General features: G+C 67.8%; 21 protein-coding genes. 9 read left to right on the plus strand and 12 right to left on the minus strand.

All coding sequences use genetic code 11. The annotated features are described in order from the left end of the window. The first annotated feature begins 57 nt into the window (after window positions 1-57). Both prmB and aroC read left to right on the plus strand, forming a co-directional pair. On the plus strand, window positions 58-981 hold the full coding sequence (gene prmB / locus QZ951_RS05040) for a 50S ribosomal protein L3 N(5)-glutamine methyltransferase (RefSeq protein ID WP_292999218.1): 924 nt from the start codon (window positions 58-60) through the stop codon (window positions 979-981). 53 nt (window positions 982-1,034) lie between these two features. Beyond that, entirely contained in the window at window positions 1,035-2,126 is a 1,092-nt protein-coding gene (gene aroC / locus QZ951_RS05045) for a chorismate synthase (protein ID WP_292999220.1), read from the plus strand. A gap of 174 nt (window positions 2,127-2,300) precedes the next feature. Here the strand turns inward: aroC and QZ951_RS05050 are convergent, their stop codons facing one another. The 5 genes from QZ951_RS05050 to QZ951_RS05070 are packed head-to-tail and all read right to left on the minus strand — an operon-like array spanning window position 2,301 to window position 4,546. Next, the gene (locus QZ951_RS05050; RefSeq protein ID WP_292999222.1) at window positions 2,301-2,777 is read right to left on the minus strand and encodes a hypothetical protein; all 477 of its coding nucleotides are present in this window, start codon (window positions 2,775-2,777) and stop codon (window positions 2,301-2,303) included. Continuing rightward, window positions 2,774-3,193 (minus strand): GFA family protein, encoded by a 420-nt coding sequence (locus QZ951_RS05055; RefSeq protein WP_292999224.1) that lies wholly within the window; start codon window positions 3,191-3,193, stop codon window positions 2,774-2,776. The genes QZ951_RS05050 and QZ951_RS05055 overlap by 4 nt, the downstream gene beginning before the upstream one ends. Next, on the minus strand, window positions 3,190-3,594 hold the full coding sequence (locus QZ951_RS05060) for a hypothetical protein (RefSeq protein ID WP_292999226.1): 405 nt from the start codon (window positions 3,592-3,594) through the stop codon (window positions 3,190-3,192). Before QZ951_RS05060 ends, QZ951_RS05055 begins: the two co-directional genes overlap by 4 nt. A gap of 4 nt (window positions 3,595-3,598) precedes the next feature. Next, entirely contained in the window at window positions 3,599-4,081 is a 483-nt protein-coding gene (locus QZ951_RS05065) for an OsmC family protein (RefSeq protein ID WP_292999228.1), read from the minus strand. A gap of 30 nt (window positions 4,082-4,111) precedes the next feature. After that, the gene (locus QZ951_RS05070) at window positions 4,112-4,546 is read right to left on the minus strand and encodes a GNAT family N-acetyltransferase (RefSeq protein WP_292999230.1); all 435 of its coding nucleotides are present in this window, start codon (window positions 4,544-4,546) and stop codon (window positions 4,112-4,114) included. 189 nt (window positions 4,547-4,735) lie between these two features. On the opposite strand from QZ951_RS05070, the gene QZ951_RS05075 reads away from it, so the two are divergent. After that, window positions 4,736-5,137: a DUF350 domain-containing protein gene (locus QZ951_RS05075; RefSeq protein ID WP_292999232.1), complete on the plus strand. Its 402-nt coding sequence runs from the start codon at window positions 4,736-4,738 to the stop codon at window positions 5,135-5,137. A gap of 7 nt (window positions 5,138-5,144) precedes the next feature. On the opposite strand, the gene QZ951_RS05080 is transcribed toward QZ951_RS05075, so the two are convergent. The 7 genes from QZ951_RS05080 to argA form a co-directional block, all read right to left on the minus strand. Continuing rightward, on the minus strand, window positions 5,145-6,812 hold the full coding sequence (locus QZ951_RS05080) for an NAD(P)-binding protein (RefSeq protein ID WP_292999234.1): 1,668 nt from the start codon (window positions 6,810-6,812) through the stop codon (window positions 5,145-5,147). After that, window positions 6,812-8,401 carry a polyamine aminopropyltransferase gene (locus QZ951_RS05085; protein WP_292999236.1) on the minus strand — a complete coding sequence of 530 codons (1,590 nt, stop codon included), beginning with the start codon at window positions 8,399-8,401 and terminating at the stop codon, window positions 6,812-6,814. Before QZ951_RS05085 ends, QZ951_RS05080 begins: the two co-directional genes overlap by 1 nt. Continuing rightward, window positions 8,401-10,005 carry a DUF4178 domain-containing protein gene (locus QZ951_RS05090; protein ID WP_292999238.1) on the minus strand — a complete coding sequence of 535 codons (1,605 nt, stop codon included), beginning with the start codon at window positions 10,003-10,005 and terminating at the stop codon, window positions 8,401-8,403. The genes QZ951_RS05085 and QZ951_RS05090 overlap by 1 nt, the downstream gene beginning before the upstream one ends. 69 nt (window positions 10,006-10,074) lie before the next feature. Beyond that, window positions 10,075-11,109, minus strand: a complete 1,035-nt coding sequence (locus QZ951_RS05095) for an SPFH domain-containing protein (protein ID WP_292999240.1) — start codon at window positions 11,107-11,109, stop codon at window positions 10,075-10,077. Window positions 11,110-11,316: 207 nt separating this feature from the next. After that, a complete protein-coding gene (locus QZ951_RS05100; protein ID WP_292999242.1) occupies window positions 11,317-11,454 on the minus strand; it encodes a hypothetical protein in 138 nt (45 codons plus the stop codon). Between the two features lie 152 nt (window positions 11,455-11,606). Next, window positions 11,607-12,383: an enoyl-CoA hydratase/isomerase family protein gene (locus QZ951_RS05105; RefSeq protein ID WP_292999244.1), complete on the minus strand. Its 777-nt coding sequence runs from the start codon at window positions 12,381-12,383 to the stop codon at window positions 11,607-11,609. Between the two features lie 24 nt (window positions 12,384-12,407). After that, complete coding sequence (gene argA, locus QZ951_RS05110; protein ID WP_292999246.1) at window positions 12,408-13,739, minus strand: amino-acid N-acetyltransferase; 1,332 nt, start codon at window positions 13,737-13,739, stop codon at window positions 12,408-12,410. Between the two features lie 74 nt (window positions 13,740-13,813). Here argA and QZ951_RS05115 point away from each other — a divergent pair, with 74 nt between their 5' ends. From QZ951_RS05115 to QZ951_RS05140, 6 genes are read left to right on the plus strand one after another with little or no spacing between them, the layout of a single operon-like run. Then, window positions 13,814-14,371 (plus strand): UPF0149 family protein, encoded by a 558-nt coding sequence (locus tag QZ951_RS05115; protein ID WP_292999248.1) that lies wholly within the window; start codon window positions 13,814-13,816, stop codon window positions 14,369-14,371. A 53-nt stretch (window positions 14,372-14,424) separates the two neighbouring features. Then, a complete protein-coding gene (pepP, locus tag QZ951_RS05120; protein ID WP_292999250.1) occupies window positions 14,425-15,747 on the plus strand; it encodes a Xaa-Pro aminopeptidase in 1,323 nt (440 codons plus the stop codon). 22 nt (window positions 15,748-15,769) lie between these two features. Next, a complete protein-coding gene (locus tag QZ951_RS05125) occupies window positions 15,770-16,624 on the plus strand; it encodes a DUF3667 domain-containing protein (RefSeq protein WP_292999252.1) in 855 nt (284 codons plus the stop codon). Beyond that, window positions 16,621-17,613 (plus strand): DUF3667 domain-containing protein, encoded by a 993-nt coding sequence (locus tag QZ951_RS05130; RefSeq protein ID WP_292999254.1) that lies wholly within the window; start codon window positions 16,621-16,623, stop codon window positions 17,611-17,613. The genes QZ951_RS05125 and QZ951_RS05130 overlap by 4 nt, the downstream gene beginning before the upstream one ends. Further along, window positions 17,610-18,821 carry a 2-octaprenyl-6-methoxyphenyl hydroxylase gene (ubiH, locus tag QZ951_RS05135; protein ID WP_292999256.1) on the plus strand — a complete coding sequence of 404 codons (1,212 nt, stop codon included), beginning with the start codon at window positions 17,610-17,612 and terminating at the stop codon, window positions 18,819-18,821. The genes QZ951_RS05130 and ubiH overlap by 4 nt, the downstream gene beginning before the upstream one ends. Beyond that, window positions 18,818-20,005, plus strand: coding sequence for an FAD-dependent monooxygenase (locus tag QZ951_RS05140; RefSeq protein ID WP_292999258.1), 1,188 nt, complete (start codon window positions 18,818-18,820; stop codon window positions 20,003-20,005). Before ubiH ends, QZ951_RS05140 begins: the two co-directional genes overlap by 4 nt. Window positions 20,006-20,047 lie beyond the last annotated feature (42 nt).

Below are 20,047 nucleotides of genomic sequence, written 5' to 3' on the forward strand. Positions count from 1 at the left end.
GGCGTTGCCTCGGCCGGAACCGCATACTTTACGGATTATCACGTCTAGCCCCCGTTCATGTCCGACACACCCGATGTCCTCGCGCCGCTGCGCACCGTGCGCGACCTGATTCGCTGGGGCGCGTCCGAGTTCAATCGTCAGGGGCTGGTATTCGGGCACGGCACCGACAATGCGCTGGACGAGGCGTTTCACCTCGTGCTGTCGACCCTGAAACTGCCGTTCGACCTGCCGGCGGCCTACCTCGCGACGCATCTGGCCGATTACGAGCGCGCCGCGGTGATCGCCGTGCTGCGCGAGCGGGTCGCCAGCCGCAAGCCGGCGCCTTACCTGACCGGCATCGCCTACTTCTGCGGCCTGGAATTCGAGGTCAACGAGAAAACGCTGGTGCCGCGTTCGCCGATCGGCGAAATGATCGAATCCGGCTTCCAGCCGTGGCTGCCGAGCGAGCCGGCGACGATCCTCGACCTGTGTTCGGGTTCCGGCTGCATCGGCATTGCGAGCGCGTTCGCGTTCCCGCAGGCCACGGTCGATCTGGCCGAGATCGACGATGGCGCCGCCGCCGTGCTGGTTCGCAACATCGCGCGCCATCATCTGAACGAGCGCGTGCGGCCGGTGATCGGCGATCTGTTCGGCCCGGTCGGCAGCCGTCGCTACGATCTCATCGTCAGCAACCCGCCGTACGTGCCGACGGCCGAATGGGCCGCGCTGGCCCCGGAATTCCAGCACGAGCCGAAGCGCGCGCTCGAAGCCGGTGCCGACGGCATGGACATCGTCGAGCGCATCCTGCGCGAAGCGCCGGCCCACCTGAGCGACGACGGCGTGCTGATCTGCGAGATCGGCGGTTCGGACGACGAATTCGAAGCCCGCTTCCCCGGCATTCCGGTCGCCTGGCCGGAATTCGAGAAAGGCGGCGACGGCGTCTTCGTCATCACCCGCCGCGACCTGAACGACTGGCTGCGCGCCCGCAGCCGCCGCAAGTGATGCGCCGAGCCGCGCCGCTGCCCATCCCCCGTCTGGAAACCGAGTAACGCACGATGTCCGGCAACACCTTCGGCAAACTGTTCACGGTGACGAGCTTCGGCGAAAGCCACGGTCTGGCCATCGGCTGCGTCGTCGACGGCTGTCCGCCCGGGCTCACGCTGTCCGAGGCCGACATCCAGCCGGATCTCGATCGCCGCAAGCCGGGCACTTCGAAATACGTCACCCAGCGCAAGGAGCCGGATCAGGTCAGGATTCTGTCCGGCGTCTATCAGGGCCGCACCACCGGCACGCCGATCGCGCTGCTGATCGAAAACACCGACCAGCGCAGCTACGACTACGACAAGATCAAGGACGTGTTCCGCCCGAACCACGCGGACTACGCCTACACCCAGAAATACGGCTTTCGCGACCCGCGCGGCGGAGGTCGCTCATCCGCCCGCGAGACCGCGGTGCGCGTGGCCGCGGCGGCCATCGCCAAGAAGTGGCTGAAGGAAAAGTTCGGCACCGAGATCCGCGGCTGGTGCTCGCAGATCGGCGTGCATCCGATGGCGCTGAAGGACTGGGATCAGGTCGAGCGGAACGCGTTCTTCTGCGGCGATGCCGAGATGATCCCGACCTTGGAAGCCTACATCGACCAGCTGCGTCGCGATGGCGACTCGGTCGGCGCGCGGGTCAACGTGATCGCCACGAAGGTGCCGCCGGGCCTCGGCGAGCCGGTGTTCGATCGCCTCGACGCCGATCTCGCACACGGCCTGATGAGCATCAACGCGGTCAAGGGGGTCGAGATCGGCGATGGCTTCGGCGTCGTCAGCCAGCGCGGTACCGAAGGCCGCGATGAAATGACGCCGGACGGCTTCCTCGCCAACCACTCCGGCGGCGTCTCCGGCGGCATCTCGACCGGCCAGGACGTCCTGGCGTCGATCGCGATCAAGCCGACGTCCAGCATCACCACCCCCGGCAAGACCATCGACGCCGACGGCAACGCCACCGAGATGCGCACCACCGGCCGACACGATCCCTGCGTCGGCATCCGCGCCACGCCAATTGCCGAGGCGATGGTCGCGCTGGTGCTGATCGATCACGCGTTGCGCCATCGCGGGCAGTGCGGCGATGTGGTGCCGGGGACGCCGGATATTTCGCGTTAGGTGCAAAAAATTGCGACGCTGATCCTCCGCTTTGCTGCGGCAAAACGGCGGCTGAGCTTGTGCGTTAGCCTCCCAGCGGATCGTGCGGGAATATCAGATTCGACGATTCATTCGTCGTTACGTGAAAACGGGTTCGAACCCCCCAGGCCGCGAACATGATGGGTGTACGACGAGTCAAGGCAGACCTTTGAAATGGGTTGACTTAGCCTGATGGTAGGAATCTGCGAGGACTCGGTTCGCCAATCTGTGCAGCCATCGGTTGGCCACGAAGCATGAGACGAGATATCCGAGCCCTGAGAAGCCGGTGAAGTAGAGCGCCGCCTTCAGGAGCCACGGCGATAGCCACGCAAGCGGCCAGAGAATCAGGGCCAGCAAGCCCGGAAAGAACACCGTCGTCGGTGACACTTCAACGCGGCTGTCTTGCAACGCGCCGGATTCATTGATCACGACGCGACCCCCTATCAGAATGATCTGGGAACGAAAGGTCTTGATCGAGCCACCTTCGAACGACAATTCAGTATCCGTAGATGTCGTGAGTCGGGCGCCGGCGCAGCTAAGTTCCTCGGCAAATTGTGTGCGGAACGGATGCAGGGTCCCACGGGTAGGCGAGTCGTTGTTGTGCGACATGCTGGTCGTATGATCGCCAGTCATGGCGGATCACCATCGAAACGAATCATCGCCTTCGGCAACCGGACCCAGTCGTGCCGCCGCCGGTCGTGGACCGATACGGTCGGCGCTGGAAACATCGAATCGCGAAATCCCCCGACCGCGACGCTGACCCGATCGCGCACGCCGTCTTCGGTATGGAACAGGTTGCTGCCGCAGACCGGGCAGAAGCGGAACACGAAGCTCGCGCCCTGATCGCCGATGCGCCGATATTCGGTCGCGTTCCCTGTGACGCGATACGGTGCGGCGAAGCTCGCGAGGGTGGCGAAGACGCTGCCGGTGCGCTGCTGGCACGCGAAGCAATGGCAGACGCCGACGCCGAGTGGTTCGCCGTCGACCTCGATGCGGAGCTGACCGCAACCGCAGGCAGCGGTTCGCTTGGTCGTGGCCGGGTTCGTCATGCGAGCCGCGCGGGAATTCGGCCGATCGAAAGCTGCCAGGCGAGCCAGCCTGCGGCAGCGATGTCGTAGGCGCCGCAGAAACCCGGCCACCACGACGGCACGCCGGGATTGTCGACGAGGTGGCCGTGCACGGCGTCCATCGCGCCATGAGCGGCGAGTGCCGCGACCACCCACCACAGATTGATCCGGAAGCCGGCGACGGCCAGCGCGACGAAACCGGTCGCGATCACGCCGTCGGCGATCAGGGCGTCGGTCGAGCCGGCCATCACCGCGAACAGCAGGTAGTAGCTCGCGATCACCATCGTCACGATCGGGTACAGCGCGCGGTCGCGGTCCAGCCCAAGGCCGCGCGTGGCGATGCCGATCACCAGCGCCAGCATGAGGCCGATCAGCAGGTCCATGGGCTCAGGCGTCCGGGCCGGTCAGCAGCACCGGTTCGCAGCGCAGTTCGGTGCGCACCGAGTTCGCGATGAAGCATTCGGCGTGTGCCTCGTGATGCATCTCGGCGAACGCGGCGGCATCCGGCAGGGGTGCTCCGGAAAAGCGGACCTGCGGCCGCAAGGTGACGACGGTCATCGCGAGCTTGCCGTCGGCATTCCTGTCCATCACGCCTTCGGCTGCGTCGGCGTAATGGTCCACACAGTAACCGCGCCCGGCCGCGATCGACAGGAACCACAGCATGTGGCAGCTCGACAGCGACGCGACGAACAGTTCCTCGGGATCGGCGCCAGCCGGGTCGGACAGCGGCGCGCGGACGACCAGCGGCGACGACGACGCCAGCAGCTCGGCGCCGCCATCGAAGCTGATGCGGTGGCGGCGCGGGTAGCGGTTGTCGGTGAACACGGCATCGCCGCGGTGCCAGTCGATCTCGGCGGTGTAGTGGTGCATGGTGCGAATCCGGGAACAAACCGGTGGCCATCATCGCCCGGATTCAAGGTACCCGCGTGCGATTGCCTGGTCCTGATCGTCGAAGATCGCCATCGCGGTGGTCATCCGGGCAAAGCCGAATTGACGATAGAACGCTTCCTTGCCCGGCACCGCGTACAGGATGATCTTGCGATGCCCGCGCGAACGTTCGAGCAGCCGCGCGACGATGGCCTTGCCGAGTCCGGTGCCTTGATGGCTCGGCATGACGGCGATGTCGCAGAGGTAGGCGCAATCGACACCATCGGCCAGCACGCGGCCGACGCCGACCAGCTGTCCGTCGTCATGAACGAAGCAGTGGAAGTGGCTGCTGGTGAACGCGATCCGCAGCGCATCCGGCGGCTTCTCGCCCAGCGGCGCGGCGCGGTACAGCGCGGACAGCGCCTGCCAGTCGACATCGTCCAGGTGTTCAATCCATTGCAGGGCCATCAAGGCGCTCCGTTGTCGGCTTCGATGCACGAGCGGCTGACGGTATGACAGCGCGCGCCGGTCGGCCACTCCTGATTGAGGGAGTCACCGCAGCGCAATTGCCGGATTCGAAGCGGATCAGCGGCTCGCAGGTGCGCGTCTGCGGCGGGTCGATCACAATTCGAGCGTCATCCGAGGAGCCTCACCGACATGGGTCCGTATCTGGTCGCGTTTCCGGCGTTTGCGCAGTGGCTGGGGTTGTCGCTCGTGCTGCTGGCGGCGTTCGTCATGCTCTACGTCACAGTGACGCCGCCGCGCGAGATCGCGCTGATCCGCGAAGGCAATGTCAGCGCTGCGGTGTGTCTGTCCGGCACGGTGATCGGCTTTGCGCTGCCGCTGGCGAGCGCGATGATCCACGGGGCCAACCTGATCGACTTCCTGATCTGGGGCGCGATCGCCGCGATCGTGCAGCTCGCGGTCTATGTCGTGATGCGGTTCGTGTTTCGACGGATGTCCGAGGACATCATCGATGACCGCATGTCGGTCGCGGTGCTGGCGGCGGGGATGTCGCTCGCAGTCGGGATCCTGAATGCGGCGGCGATGGTGGGTTGAGGCCGCGCTAGCCGAGCCGCTTCACCGTCTCGCGCCCGGCGCGCAGGCCACGGTCGAACGCCTCCTCGAACACCGAATACGCCGACAGATCGGCATGCGCGAACGCGAGCCGGCCGATCGGCTCGCGCAGCGCCGCCAGCCAGGCGCTGCTGCGCACGCCGGGGGACGGAATCGCCATCGCGTGGCCGTAGCGCATGATTTGCACTTCACGCAGCTTGCCACGCAGGTCCGGATGCGGTGCCGACAGCTCGCGGACGATCGCCGCAGCCCAGTCCTCCCAGCCGCGCTTCAGCAGCGCCTCGCGGCCAGCGGCGGGATCATCCCCGAATGCCCGGTAGTAGGTCAGCACCGTCGCGCCGTCATGCGGCCGGGTGCTCTGGTTCATCGCGTTGACGTAGCCAAGCCCCGCGCTGCCGTGGATGACGTTGTCCCAGCTCAGCGGCGGCTCGTCGCGACTGGCCGCCAGCGGTGCGTCGATGTGCAGGTTCGCGACCAGCCACGGCGAATGTGGTTGCGCGCGCGCGGCGGCGGCGAGCGCATCGGGCGGTGATGCCACCAGTCTGGCCGCGACGAACAGCGGCGTGGCGATGACTGCGCGCTTGGCGAGCCAGCGGGTCAGCCGCTGACTCGCGACGTCCAGCACGTCGATGGCGACGTCCGCGCCGCGATCCTCGATCTTGAGCACCAGCGCGCCGGTCTGGGTGTGGCTGCGATGCGGCTCCGCCAGCCGCCGGGCGAGCCAGGCATTGCCTTCCGGCCACGTCAGCACGTCGTCGTCCGGCTTCGCACCCTCGTGCGGCGCATCGAAGCCGTGGCGGCTGATGAAGTAGTGCAGTCCGGCCCAGGCCGAAACCGTCGCGGTGCCGGCGCCATAGTCGTCGCGGCAGCAGTAGTCGAGGTAGGTGCGCAGCGCCGGCGCGTCCAGACCGTGGCCATCGAGCCATGCGCTGAACGGCATGGCATCGAGCGCCGTCAGCCGCTCATCCCAGCGCGACGTGCTCGTGGGGATCGTGAAGCGGCCGGGCTGGGTTTCCTGTGCGATCAGGCTGGCAAAGCGGCGATATTGATCGAGCGTTGCCGCCGGCTGGCCCTGCACCGGCAGCAGGCCGTCGTGCCAGCGGCCGTCGAGATACAGGCGTTCCTGCGGCGCGTGGCACAGCTGGCGCTCGTCGTACTGCACCTGGCCATCGACGACCGTGCGCAGCCGGTACTCGTCGAGCAGCGCCGCCACGTCGTCCGCGGCGGGTCCCGGTGTCGGCAGGTAGTGCGCGCCCCACGGGCAGGCGAAGCCGGCAACGAGGCCGCCGCGGCTGTTGCCGCCGGTGTCGTCTTCCAGTTCGAACAGGCGATAGTCGTCGAGGTGACCGGCCTGTACGGCGCGCGCCGCAGCCAGCCCGGCAATGCCGGTGCCGATGATCGCGACATCGGTGCGCCGGGTCTCGTCCGGCGCCGGCAGCGCCTTCGGATCGCGCAGGCGGTGGCCGCGCTCGAAAGCCTGACCGACGAAGCCGCCGATGATCGCGCGCGGGCCGAGCAGCCGCTGCTTCAGCGCTGCGACCGTGGCGGCGGGGTCAGCGGAGCCGCCGGAACAGCCGGCCAGCCCGAACGCGGCGAGGCCGCTGGCAGCATCGCGCAGGAAGCGGCGGCGGGAGCGATGGTCCGGCGACCGCGCCATCAGTAATCGTGCTCGACCACGCCCCACTCGGCTTCGAAGGTCGTGACCAGCGTCTGGTTCGACAGGCGATTCGGCTCGGCCGGCACGCGGGTCATGTCCAGCGGGAAGTCGAACAGCAGCGGCAAGGTCGGCAGCGACAGGAACCGCAGCCCGGCAGGCAGCGTCTCCGGCAGGCGATACGGTCGATGCCCGGCGATCACGAACCCCCATTCGCCGAAGCTCGGGATGTGCGCGTGGTACGGCGCAGTCTGCAGGCCGATCGCTTCGAGTGTCGCAACCACCGTCCAATAGCTCTTGCGGGCGATCAGCGGCGACGTGGTCTGGATCACCATGTAGCCGCTGGCCGCGAGATTGCGCTCGACGAGGCTGTAGAAGCTCGTCGTGTACAGCTTGCCGAGCGAGAAATTGTTCGGGTCCGGAAAGTCGATGATCACGGCGTCGAACGGCTCCGCGGTTGCATCATCCAGCCGCTGCTGCAGCCACTGGAAGGCATCGGCGTTGATCACGCGGACCTTCGGCGACAGCAGCGAATCGCCGTTCAGGCGGCGCAGCAGCGGCTGCTCCGAGAACAGCCGCGTGATCTTCGGATCGAGATCGACCAGGGTCACCGATTCCAGCTGCGGGTACTTCAGCAGCTCGCGCACGGCGAGCCCATCACCACCGCCGAGCACCAGCACCCGACGCGGCGTGCCGGCGCTGCTCATCAGCGGGTGCACCAGCGACTCGTGATAGCGGTACTCGTCCCGCGCGTGGAACTGCAGATTGCCGTTCAGGAACAGGCGTACCGATTCCGGCTGGCCGCTGCGGCCCTGCGTGACGATGATCCGCTGGTACGGCGACGATGCGGCATAGATCACCGCATCGGCGTAGTAGCGATCCTCGCTGAGCCGGGTGATGCGATCCGCGCCGACGAACGCCGCGATCAGCACCGCCGCACAGAGCACGGTGGCCGTGGCGTGCGCGCGGAACAGGCGCAGCTCGCCGCGAAACAGCCACAGTGCCCACGCGGCGACGGCGATGTTCATCAGCCCGAACACGACACTGGTGCGGATCAGGCCGAGCTTCGGCACCAGCAGCAGCGGAAACGCGATCGACACGCCGAGCGCGCCGAGGTAGTCGAAGGTCAGCACCTGCGACACCAGATCCTTCAGCGCGTATTGCCGGCGCAGCAGCCGCATCACCAGCGGAATCTCGAGACCCACGAGCGTGCCGACCAGCAGCACCAGCCCGTACAGCAGCCATCGAAACGGTGACGGCGCATAGGCGCTGACCAGAAACAGCAGCGCCGGCATCAGCCCGCCGATGACGCCGACCAGCAATTCGATCCGCAGGAAATGCGCGGACAACTGTGCGGTGAAATGGCGCGACAGCCAGGAGCCGACGCCCATCGCGAACAGATAGGTGCCGATGATCGTCGAGAACTGAAGCACCGAATCGCCCAGCAGATACGAGGCGAGGGTGCCGGCAGAGAGTTCGTAGACCAGCCCGCAGGCGGCGATGACGAACACCGAGGCCAGCAGCGCCAGTTCCGCCGGGCTGGCCACCGGCACTGCATCCAGCCGATCTCCGGTGGCGGGTTGCGCAGTCACTACTTGTGGCCGCCGCCGCTGTAGCTGTAGCCGCCGCCGACGTAGCTGCCGTCGTCGCCATCATCGAAATAGGCGATGGCCGCAATGACCGCGAAGATCAGCAGGTAGACCAGGATCGACTCCCAGTTGAACAGGCCGGACGAGTTCGGGCCCACGTCGTACGAGGTGTAGACCGCCGGTCTCTGGTTCGCGCGGGCCTTCGATGGCGTGCCGTCCGGCAGCGCGCGATCGCGGCTGATCGCCGCTTTCAGCGCCTTGAACGCCCGCTGCACGGTGCCGGCCGACATCACGGTGCCGATCGACCAGATCTGCTCGGCGTCCGTCGTTTCCGACGACATCCGGTCGTCAATCGCGGCGCTCAAGCCCTTGTAGTCGACGATCCGCAGCACCTGATCGCGCTTCACCGGCCAGTAGAACTCGCCTTCGACGTAATCGACCCGCGCGCGGTACTCGTCAACCGGCCGAAACCGGCGGCCCTGCCAGACGACATTGCGGCCGTTGCCGGCAGTGGCGGGCACGCCGGTCAGGGTCCGGTAGCCGACCCAGCCATCCTCGGAATCGATCAGGAAGGCAAAGCCTTCATCGATGTTGTGCAGCAGGTATTCGTGCCAGGCGAAGAAATCCTCGCTGGTTCGCTCGTTGGCGGATTTCACAGAAAATCCAACGACTTGCCACGTCACTTCCGGCCCGCGATGGATCGACAGCCGGCCGCTGCTGCCGAGCGGAATCGCCGGTTCCACGCGCAAGCTTTGCTGGTAGGCGACGAGATCGGCACCGACGCCTTTCGACAGATCGATGAGCGCACGACAGCTTTTGCAGCTCAAGGACTGCGTATCGGCGCGCAGCGGCGTGCAGGCCGCGCCACAGTCCGGGCAATCGAAGCTGCGCCCGGTCTGGCGACTCAAGGCCAGGTCCGGGCTGTCGACCAGTCCCTGCAGCGCGAGATCGGCGAGGCGCACCGGCTGGCCGATCGACAGCTGCGGCCGGGACGGGTCGGCGTAGTCGAGGGTCGCGACCTGATTGTCCGCATTGCGCAGGTCGGCAACGCGGTGGCTGTTGCCCAGCGGCGGCAGGCGTGGCAGTTCGCCCTCGGCAGCAAGCACGGTCGCGGTGACGATCGACGCCAGCCGCCAGGTCTTGCCGGCGAGCGCGAGATCACGATCGAAGCGCAGTGCGTCCGCCGCGGGTGCGTTCGCATCCCCGTCGATGTCGAATACCAACACAAACTGATCGTTGTCTTCGGACAGCCAGCCGTCGCGTCCGTCATCGAACGCGACATGCCACTCGCTCCAGCGGCCTTCCGGCACGGTGCCGTCGGCGGCATAGCCCAGTTGCACGCGGCCGACGATGGTGAAGCCGCGGTTGGCCGCGCGCCCGCGCACGCCGATCTGCAGGCGGCTGCGGTCGTCGATCAGCGCGGCACTGTCACCGAGCTTGCGCAGGCTGTCGCCATCGCGGGCAACCGTGCTGCGGCAAAAGCTGCAGACGGCCACGGCCGACGACGGCGACAGGAACGGCACCGCCGCGCCGCAATTCGGGCACGGCGCTTCCCAGCGCCGCAGGATCGGCGCCGGTCCGGACCCGGAATCAGTCGGTTCAGCCACGGTCGTGCCTGCCGCGCGCAGGATTCCGGGCGGCCGTCACGGGGGCACGCGGGCAGGGCTGCAAACGGGTCAGACCAGTTTCTTCAGCAATTCCGCCTTCTTGGCGTCGAATTCGGCATCGCTCAAGATGCCCTTGGTCTTGAGTCCATGCAGTTTCTCGATCGTCGCCACGACTTCGTCGGCGCTGACCGCAGTTGGAGCGGCGGCGGGCGCAGCCACGGCTGCCGGATGGAGTCCGGCGGCGAGGTTCTGCGCCAGCACCTGCCCGAGCGCCAGCCCGGCGCCGAGGCCCGCCGCGTCACCGGCAACACCGCCGCCGCTGCCGCCGCCTTTGGCCAGGTCCGGAATCGACTGCCCGGTCTGGTACTGCAGGAACTTCGCCATGTCCGGCCCGACCATGCCCATGCCGATGCGCTGGTCGAGCACTTTCTGCAGTTCGTCCGGCAGCGACAGGCTCTGCACCGTCAGCCCGGTCAGCTTCAGCCCGAGTGCTGCGAATGCCGGCTCCGCCGCCTTGGTGACGACGGCGGCAAACACGCTCTGATTGGCGGCGAGATCGAGGAAGGCGATGCCGGATTCGGCCACGCCCGTCGCCATCTGCTGCATGACGATGCCGAGCAGCTGGCCATCCAGTTCGCCGACGGTGTAGCGATCACGCGTGCCGGAAATCTGCGTGTGGAAGACTTTCGGATCGGCGATCTGGAAGCTGTAGTTGCCGTGGGCGCGGACGCGCACCGCACCGAATTCCTTGTCGCGCAGGGTCACCGGCTGCGACGTGCCCCAGCGCTGATCGAGCCGCTGTCGGGCGCTGAAGAAGTAGACATCGCTCTTGAACGGGGACTCGAACAGCTTGTCCCAGTTCATCAGATTGGTCAGCAGCGGCAAGGTCTGCGTGCTGAGCCGATGACGGCCCGGGCCGAAGGCATCCACCACCACGCCTTCGTTGACGAACACCGCGAACTGCGACTCCCGAACCGTCAGCTGCGCACCGGTCTGGATTTCGCGGTCCGCCATCGGAAAGCGCCACGCGAGCACGTCATCGGAGTCCTCGACCCATTCGATGACATCGATGAACTGCTTTTTCAGGAAGTCGATCAAGGCCATGCCGGTGCTCTCCATTGCGTGGGCGGCAAGCGTTGCCCGCCGTGCGCCGGGCTGTCAATCGCCGCGGGGCGCCGTCGCGCGAGGGCGGCGGTGGCGCGTGCGGACACCGGAGTACCACGAAAAAGGCCGGCCCCTGACAGCGCCGGCCTTCGCGGCGCGCCAGGCCGTCTTCCCGATGGCCGGCGCGTCGCTGCGCGGGTCAGGCGCTCAGCCTTTCTTGCCGTCCTTCTCGGACTTCGGTGCGGCGTCCTTCTTCTGGTCGCCAAGGATCGTGGTTGCCGGGCAAATCTTGAAGGCCGGGCATTTCGGGCAGCCTACCGCGAGGGCAATCGGGCACAGCGTCATCGGGCTTCTCCTGAGTGAGTGGCTGAATGGACGGCGCACAGCAGCCGCAGCGTAGCGCGTGCATCGATGCCTGAGAACCACGTCAGGCATGCGGCTTGCTGGCGGTCAACGCCGCCGGCCATTCCGGCCGGTCACATGATGTCGATCGACGCTCAGCGCTTGAAGAATGTCGCGCCGGACAGCGACGCGATCGCCTCCAGCGCCAGCCCCGCGTGCAGATCGTGGGCGAGTGCCCGCTTCAGCGGCCGGGTCAGCACATGCCGGGTATTGCGCAGCAGCACCGGGTTGCGCACGGCCATGTCCGCGGCCAGCGCCAGCGCGCGCGGCAGCACCGCCTCCGCCGGCAGCACTTCGCCGACCACGCCCAGCTGCTGCGCCTCGATCGCACCGAGCTTCTGGCCGGTCAGCAGGAAATAGCGGCCGCGATTCGGACCGAGCAGCAGCGGCCAGATGATCTGCACGCCGTCGCCGGGCACCAGACCGCCCGGGAAGTGCGGCGCGTCCTGAAACCACGCGGTGTCGGCCGCGAGAACGATGTCGCACATCACCGCAAGTTCCGAATGGACATTGGCCGGGCCGTTGACCGCGGCGATCATCGGCACTTCGATGTCGAGCATCTGGGTCAGCAGGCGATTGCCCTCGAACACGATGCGATCCCAGATTTCGGCCGGATACTCGCCGCGTGCCAACCCGCCGGGTCCATCGCCCGGTGGCAGTGCCAGAAAGGTTTCGCCGGTGCCGGTCAGCACCACCACGCGATTGTCGCGATCCGAGGCGATGGCCGCGAACAGTTCGCCCAGTTCCGCATGCGGGGCCACGCCCCAGATCAGCGGGCCGTCGTTGGTGTGCAGACGGATCAGCAGCACGCCGGCGCCATCGCGTTCGAGCTTCGCGCAGCTGAACCGGTGCTGGTAATCGACGAATTTCATGTCGCGGGTGCTCCGGGACGGGTTTTACAGCGGCTTGATCAGCACCATCGACTTGCGCTGGAAGTTGTACAGCCGCTGCTTCTGCGGCGGCAGATCGTCCAGCGTGCCCGGCACGAAGCCGTGCTCGATGAACCAGTGCGGCGTGTGCGTGGTCAGCGCGAACAGGCGCCTGACACCCATCTGCCGCGCCGATTCCTCGGCGCGCTTCAGCAAGGCTTCGGCCCGGCCTTCACGCCGGTAATCCGGATGCACCGCGACGCACGAGAATTCGGCCATCGCCGATTCCGGGAACGGGATCAGCGCGCTGCAGGCGATCACCGTGCCATCGCGCACCATCACGTCGAACAGGCTGATTTCGAGTTCGAGCTGTTCGCGCGAACGCGGCACCAGCACGCCGGCGTCTTCGAGCGGTTTGATCAGCGCGAGGATGCCGCCGACATCCTCGATGCTGGCCTCGTGCACCGCTTCGTAGTTCTGGTCGGCGTAGAACATCAGGCCGCAGCCATCGCGCGTGTACAGCTCGCGCAGCAGCGCGCCGTTCGGATCGGAGCCGATCAGGTGCACTCTTTCGACGCCGCCGCGACCGGCTGCGAGCGCGGCATCGAGCAGCGCCCGGTCCTCGCCGGACAGCGAGGCGCGGATGCCTTCGGACGCCAGCAGCCGTTCGGCTTCGCCCAGCGGCAATTGCCCGGCATCGCCGGTGTCATCGGCCAGCTGCCAGCGATCCGGGTCCGAATTCAGCATGAACACCAGCTTGTCGGCCTTGAGTCCGGTGGCCACGGCCTGCGCCACGTCGCCCGCGCGCAGGTTGAAGATTTCGCCGGTCGGCGAGTAGCCGATCGGGCTCAGCAACGCAATGCGGCCCTGCGCCAGCACCTCGCCAATGCTCTGGATGTCGATCCGGCGGACCTCGCCGGTCAGCAGGTGATCGACGCCATGGCGGACGCCGACCGGCCGCGCCGTCACCCAGTTGCCGCCCGCGACCTTCAGCCGCGCGCCACCCATCGGCGTGCTGGCCAGACCGGTCGAGAGCCGGGCCTCGATGTCCATCCGCAGGGTGCCGATCGCCGCCTTGACGCATTCCATCGTCGCCGCGTCGGTGATGCGCAGATCACCCGCGAACTGCGGCGCCAGCTGGCGCGCAGCCAACTGCGCTTCGATCTGCGGCCGCACGCCGTGCACCAGCACCAGCTTGACGCCGAGGCTGTGCAGCAATGCCAGGTCGTAGATGAAACGCTCGAAATCGGGTCGCAGTGCCGATTCGCCGCCGAACGCGACGACGAACACGCGGTCGTTGTGGGCATGGACGTAGGGCGCGGCACTGCGCAGGGCGGCAACGAAGTCATCGGGGTTCATCACGCGATTATAGAGTCGCCCCGGAACACGCCCGTCGGCGGAACCGGCCCGGCGGCGGCGCATATAATCCGCCGATGACCAACCCGTTCGATTACCCCGCGCTATCGGCGCTGATGGCCCGCGTCGGCTACGACGACGATGCCGCCACCTTCCACGGCGTGCTGTGCGGCGTGCTGTGCCGCCAGAAGGCCGACGACGTCGACCCCGTGCAACTGCTCGATGACGAAACGCCGCAGCCGCCAGCCGATGCCGTGGCCGAACTGCATCGGCTGCGCGAGGAAACCATCGCCTCGCTGACCGACCTGCAGTCCGCGTTCATGCCGATTCTTCCGGACGACGCCTCGGGGCTTGCCGACCGTGCCCGCGCGCTCGGCGCCTGGTGCGAGGGCTTCCTGTACGGCCTCGCTGGCCGCATCAAGCTGAACCTGCGCGAATGCAGCGAGGAAGTGCGCGAGATCGTCAAGGATTTCACCGAGTTCACGCGCTCGTCACTGGATTCCGGCGACGATGACGAGGTCGAGGAAGGCGCCTACGCCGAGCTGGTCGAGTACATCCGCGTCGGCGCCCAGCTGGTATTCATGGAACTGCATCCGCGCCATGGCGCGCCGGGTGCATCGCCGACCATTCACTGACGTCCTCTGACTTGCGCTGACGCCGTCGTCCAGAACTTCCCGCTCCCCGAACCATGCCCGCACCGACTCCTGCCGAACTGACGGAATACGCCGCCCGCCGCCAGCGCCTGATCCGCGCGATGGGGCCGACTGGCGTCGCGATCATCCCGAGCGCACGCGAAGTGATCCGCAACCGCGATGCCCACTACCGCTTCCGCCAGGACTCCGACTTCCTGTACCTGAGCGGCTTCAACGAGCCGGATTCGCTGCTGGTGCTGGTTCCGAATCGCAAGGAAGGCGAGTTCCTGATGTTCGTGCGCCCGCGCGACGCGGCGCGCGAGATCTGGGATGGCCGTCGCGCCGGGCCGGAAGGCGCAGTCAGCCGTTACGGCGCCGACCAGGCCTTCGTCATCGACGAGTTCGACAAGCAGCTGCAGGACCTGCTGGCCGGCCGCGAGCGCGTGTTCTACACCTTCGGCGAACATCCGGAGTGGGACCCGAAGATCGCCGCCTGCGTCCGGGAGATTCGCGAAGTGTCCCGTCGCGGAGCGGCAGCGCCGACCGATTTCGTCGCGCTCGAAACCACCTTGCACGAGCAGCGGCTGATCAAGACCGAGGCGGAACTCGAGCTGATCCGCCATGCCTGCGCGGTGACGGCTGGCGCCCACGTTCGCGCGATGCGGGCGACCCGCCCCGGTGGCTGGGAATGGGCCGTCGCGGCCGAGATCCATCACGAATTCGAGCGCCACGGCATGGAATGCGGCTATGGCTCGATCGTCGGCGGCGGCGACAACGCCTGCATCCTGCATTACAAGGAAAACGAGTCGCCGTTGAACGACGGCGACCTGCTGCTGATCGACGCCGGCGGCGAATATCGCGGCTACACCGCCGACATCACCCGCACGTTCCCGATCAACGGCACCTACAGCGGCGCGCAGAAGGCCGTCTACGAAGTGGTGCTCGCCGCGCAGGTGGCCGCCATCGCCGAACTGACTGCCGGCAATGCTTCGTCGCGTCCGCATGAAGTCGCCACGCGCGCGCTGACCGAAGGGATGGTCGCGCTCGGCCTGCTCAGCGGCGATGTCGACAGCCTGATTGCCGACGGCAAGCATCGGCAGTTCTACATGCACGGCACCGGACACTGGCTGGGGCTCGATGTCCACGACGTGGGTCGCTACAAGATCGACGGCGTGGCCCGGCCGTTCCAGCCGGGCATGGTGATGACGGTGGAGCCCGGGCTGTACATCGCGCCGGGCACGCCGGGCATCGACCCGCGCTTCCACGGCATCGGCATCCGCATCGAGGACGATGTGCTGGTGACCGCAAGCGGGCCGGAGGTGCTGACCCATGGCGTGCCGAAGACCGTGGCCGAGGTCGAAGCCGTGATGCGCGGCTGACCGAGCCACGAACGAACCGCCCGTGTTCGAGCCTGCCGACAGCGTCAAGCCCGCGCCGGCAACGCCCCATCCGTTCGTCTGCGCGAACTGCGGCACGCATTTCGACGGCCACTACTGCCCGCATTGCGGCCAGACCGCGTATGTCGAGACGCCGACGGCGAAGAAGTTCGCAGCCGATCTGATCGAGAAGTACTTCGGCATCGAAGGCCGCCTGCCGCTGACGCTGCGCATGCTGTTCCTGCGGCCGGGCCAGATGACGCGGGACTACCTCGAAGGCCGTCGGCAGCGTTATATCTCGCCACTGCGGCTGTACCTTGCGGCCAGCGTGCTGTTCTTCGTCGGATTGAGTCAGGTGCCGGGGCTCGACATCCGGATCGGCGTCACCGGCATCGAGATCACGACTCTCGGCGTGCGCGAGGCGATGATTGCCGCGACCACCGGCGTCGACGACATCGATCGCCATGTCCGCGCCTTCATGCAGCTGTCGCAGGATGCGCGCAGCCATGTGCTGCGGGACGGCATGATCCGCAATGCGCCGAAAGCGCTGCTGGTGCTGGTGCCCCTGTTCGGCGGGCTGCTGATGGCGCTGTACCCGCGGCGACGCTATGGCGAGCACCTGCTGTTCGCGCTGCATTTCCACAGCTTCGCGTTCCTGCTGCTGCCGATCGGCCTGATTCCGTGGCCGCAGCCGGCGCATGACTGGATCAACAACGCGCTGAATCTGGTGCTGGCCGGCGTGCTGTACGGGATGCTGCGCCGGGTCTACGAGGGCAGCGCCTGGGCCACCGTGCTGCGGCTGGCAGTGATCCTCGCGACGTACGCGGCGGTGATCGCGGCGGCCGCGCTGGCCGGGGTCCTGCTGGCGGTGAACGCATGAGCAAGCCACGCCCGTTCCTCGGACCGGAGCCCGTCGACGGGCCGTACTGCCGCAACTGCGGCGCCGTGGCCGACATCCACTACTGCCCGGTCTGCGGCCAGGAAACGGCCATAGAGATGCCGACGGTCGGGCATTTCCTGTCCGAACTGGCCGAACAGACGCTGGCGCTGCAGGGCCAGCTGTGGACGACGCTGATCTCGCTGCTGTTCAGACCCGGCCAGTTGACGGTCGACTACATCGCCGGTCGCCGCCAGCGCTATGTCCGGCCGTTGCGACTCTATCTGGCGCTCAGCATCGTGTTCTTCGCGATCCTGGGCTTCACCGCCAGTCTGTCGCCGGAGCACTTCTTCCCCCGCGGCGAGCGGGCCGAGGCCGCGCAGACGTCGGCTGCGGGGCCGTCCGGCGCAGCGGCCGCCGAACCAGTGGCCGAGGCTCCGCCGGATGTACCCGCGAGCCCCGAAGCGCCGGTCAAGCCATCCGACCCGGCGGCGGGTTCCGTCGCGGCCAACGCCGAGAAAGGCGGCTTGACCGTGAACACTGGCTATCCGGCGCTCGATGCCCGGATCCAGGCCCGATTCGACACGCTGAAGGCGCTGCCGGAGGCGGAACTGTCGGCCACGATCGCCGATGCGCTGTTCTCGTACGCGCCGATCGCGATCTTCTTCACGCTGCCGCTGTTCGCGCTGCTGATCGGCATCGGCTATCTCGGCCTGCGCCTGAACTATGCGGTGCACCTGCTGTTCGCGATCAATTACCACTCGTTCCTGTTCTTCCTGCTGCTGGTCGAACTGCTGCCGATCCCGAGTCCGGCGTCGACCCTGCTCGCCCTGACGATTCCTGCCTACCTCACGATCGCGCTGCGCCGTGTCTATGGCGGCGGCTGGGGCGGCACCGCCTTCTTTTCCTTTCTCGTGCTCATCGTCCACATGATCGTCGTCGCGCTGGTGATGTCCGTTTCAACGCTGCTGACCCTGGCGTTTCCGCTGTGAACGCCCCTGCCGAAGCCGGCTTCGATGTCGCCATCGTCGGCGGTGGCCTGGTCGGCGCGAGTCTTGCGGTGCGGCTGGCCGGCACCGCGCTGCGCGTCGCGCTGATCGAAGCCGCCACGCCGCCCGCGAGCGCAACGAACTGGGACGAACGCTGCATCGCGTTGAACGACGCCAGCCATCGCATCCTGTCGTCGCTGGGCGTCTGGCCGGCGCTGGCCGCCGATGCCGAAGCGATCACGGCGACGCATATCTCGGAGAAGGGCCGCTTCGGCAGCACCCGCTTCACGGCGGACGAGGCTGGCCTTGCGGCACTCGGCTACAACGTGCCGCTGCGGGCGATCGGTGCCGCGCTGAGCCAGGCGATGGCGAACGCGCCAGACCTCACCGTGCTGCAGCCGGCGCGCGTCACGGCGATCAGCGAGTCGGCCGACGACGTCGCGCTGACTGTGGTCGATGGCGCGGGCGAGCGCAGGCTGCGCGCGCGGCTGGTGGTCGCGGCCGACGGTGCGCAGTCGAGCATCCGCGAGCAGCTCGGCCTGATCGCGCAGACCCGTGACTATCACCAACACGCGATCGTCTCAGCCGTGCGCCTGTCGCGCCCGCATCACGGCATGGCCTACGAGCGCTTCACGCCGGACGGCCCGATGGCGCTGATTCCGAAGCCGGATGACGCCGCGTCGCTGGTCTGGACCGTGCCGAGCGAGCGGGTTGACGACATGCTGGCGTGGTCGGATGACGACTACCTCGCCGCCGCACAGGCGACGTTCGGCGGCCGTCTGGGCCGCTTCACCGCACTCGGCGCCCGGCGCGGCTGGCCGCTGGCGCGCGTGATGAGCGACACCCTCGTCGCCGGCCGCACCGTGTTCATCGGCAATGCCGCGCAGAGCCTGCATCCGGTCGCCGCACAGGGCTTCAACCTGGGCCTGCGCGACGTCGCGAATCTGGCTGAGCGCATCGTCGGCGTGGGCGATTGCGGCGACGAAGTGCTCCTGCGCGACTACGCCGCCACCCGCCGCAGCGATCGCGAGCGCGTCTCCGGTTTCACCGATCTGCTGGTCCGCGCGTTCTCGAATCGCACGCCGGGGCTGGCGCAGCTGCGGCACTGGGGGCTGGTGGCGGCCGATCTGATGCCGCCGGTGCGCGAGGCGCTGCTGCGCCAGCATCTGGGCCACCTCGGCCTGCCGTCCGATGTGCGAGGAGCCGCATGAACGCCGCGACCTCACTCGATATTGCCGTCGTGGGTGGCGGCCCGGTCGGCGCCGTCGCGGCTCTGGCGCTGCGCGATGCCGGTTTTTCGGTCGCAATGGTCGAACGCGGCCCGCCACCGCGGCCATTCGATCCGGCGCGCTACGACGCACGGGTGTACGCGATCGCCCCGGCATCGGCCCGGCTGCTCGAATCGCTCGGCGTCTGGCCGGCCATTGCCGCCGCCCGGATCAGCCCGTACGGCCGGATGCAGGTCTGGGAGCGCGCGGCCGAACTCGGGCTGCGCTTCGATGCCACCGACAGCGGCCACGCCGCCCTCGGCTGGATCATCGAGCAGGGCTTGATCGTTGCGGCCGCGTGGCAGGAGCTAGGCGATCTGCCGTGTCACGCTGGGGTGGACGCCGAGTCGGTGCGGTGGCCGGAGGACGATGGCGAATGCCCGACCTTGCGCTTGAGCAACGGCGTCGAACTGAGGCCGCGTCTGATCGTCGCGGCCGACGGTGCGGATTCTCCGCTGCGCGCGCAGGCCGGCATCGACGTCACGACCTGGACCTACGCGCAGCGCGCCATCGTGGCGCAAGTGCAGGTTTCCGATGCGCGACCGGCGACCGCCTATCAACGCTTCCTGCCGACCGGGCCGCTGGCCTTCCTGCCGCAGTCCGACGGTCGGCATTCGATCGTCTGGTCGGCCGACACCGACCGTGCCGACGACCTGCTGGCGCTCGATGACGCCGCGTTTGCGGCGGAACTCGGCGAAGCCAGCCAGTACGCGCTCGGCGACGTGCTGGAAGTGTCGTCGCGTCAGGCGTTCCCGCTGCGGCTGCTGCATGCCGCCGACTATCACCGGCCGGGGCTGGTGCTGGTCGGCGATGCCGCGCATGCGATTCATCCGTTGGCCGGGCAGGGCGCGAACCTCGGTTTCGCCGATGTCGCGCAACTGGCGGCCACGTTGTCCTCCGCCCGCGATGCGGGCCGGGACTGGTCCGCGCCGCGGACGCTGTCGGCGTATGCCCGGGCGCGCAAGGCCGGCAATCTCGAAATGCTGGCGCTGACCGACGGCCTTTATCGCGGGTTTGGCCTGAAGCTGCCGCTGCTGCGCGATCTGCTCGGCGTCGGTCTGGAAGCGGTCAACCGCATTCCGCCGCTGAAGGGGCTGCTGGCGCAGCAGGCCACCGCCCGGCGTTGACGCGAACCGGACGCGGCGTGGCGCGGCGTCAACGCGCTGATC

Origin of the sequence: Nevskia sp. (genome assembly GCF_021732705.1) — a bacterium.
Lineage (GTDB): Bacteria > Pseudomonadota > Gammaproteobacteria > Nevskiales > Nevskiaceae > Nevskia.

Coding starts and splice junctions, on each gene's coding strand:
- prmB (WP_292999218.1), top strand. CDS start 58: ATGTCCGACACACCCGATGTCCTCGCGCCGCTGCGCACCGTGCGCGAC.
- aroC (WP_292999220.1), top strand. CDS start 1,035: ATGTCCGGCAACACCTTCGGCAAACTGTTCACGGTGACGAGCTTCGGC.
- QZ951_RS05060 (WP_292999226.1), bottom strand. CDS start 3,594: ATGGACCTGCTGATCGGCCTCATGCTGGCGCTGGTGATCGGCATCGCC.
- QZ951_RS05075 (WP_292999232.1), top strand. CDS start 4,736: ATGGGTCCGTATCTGGTCGCGTTTCCGGCGTTTGCGCAGTGGCTGGGG.
- QZ951_RS05065 (WP_292999228.1), bottom strand. CDS start 4,081: ATGCACCACTACACCGCCGAGATCGACTGGCACCGCGGCGATGCCGTG.
- QZ951_RS05100 (WP_292999242.1), bottom strand. CDS start 11,454: ATGACGCTGTGCCCGATTGCCCTCGCGGTAGGCTGCCCGAAATGCCCG.
- QZ951_RS05115 (WP_292999248.1), top strand. CDS start 13,814: ATGACCAACCCGTTCGATTACCCCGCGCTATCGGCGCTGATGGCCCGC.
- pepP (WP_292999250.1), top strand. CDS start 14,425: ATGCCCGCACCGACTCCTGCCGAACTGACGGAATACGCCGCCCGCCGC.
- QZ951_RS05095 (WP_292999240.1), bottom strand. CDS start 11,109: ATGGCCTTGATCGACTTCCTGAAAAAGCAGTTCATCGATGTCATCGAA.
- argA (WP_292999246.1), bottom strand. CDS start 13,739: ATGAACCCCGATGACTTCGTTGCCGCCCTGCGCAGTGCCGCGCCCTAC.
- QZ951_RS05130 (WP_292999254.1), top strand. CDS start 16,621: ATGAGCAAGCCACGCCCGTTCCTCGGACCGGAGCCCGTCGACGGGCCG.
- QZ951_RS05050 (WP_292999222.1), bottom strand. CDS start 2,777: ATGACTGGCGATCATACGACCAGCATGTCGCACAACAACGACTCGCCT.
- QZ951_RS05070 (WP_292999230.1), bottom strand. CDS start 4,546: ATGGCCCTGCAATGGATTGAACACCTGGACGATGTCGACTGGCAGGCG.
- QZ951_RS05140 (WP_292999258.1), top strand. CDS start 18,818: ATGAACGCCGCGACCTCACTCGATATTGCCGTCGTGGGTGGCGGCCCG.
- QZ951_RS05055 (WP_292999224.1), bottom strand. CDS start 3,193: ATGACGAACCCGGCCACGACCAAGCGAACCGCTGCCTGCGGTTGCGGT.
- QZ951_RS05080 (WP_292999234.1), bottom strand. CDS start 6,812: ATGGCGCGGTCGCCGGACCATCGCTCCCGCCGCCGCTTCCTGCGCGAT.
- QZ951_RS05105 (WP_292999244.1), bottom strand. CDS start 12,383: ATGAAATTCGTCGATTACCAGCACCGGTTCAGCTGCGCGAAGCTCGAA.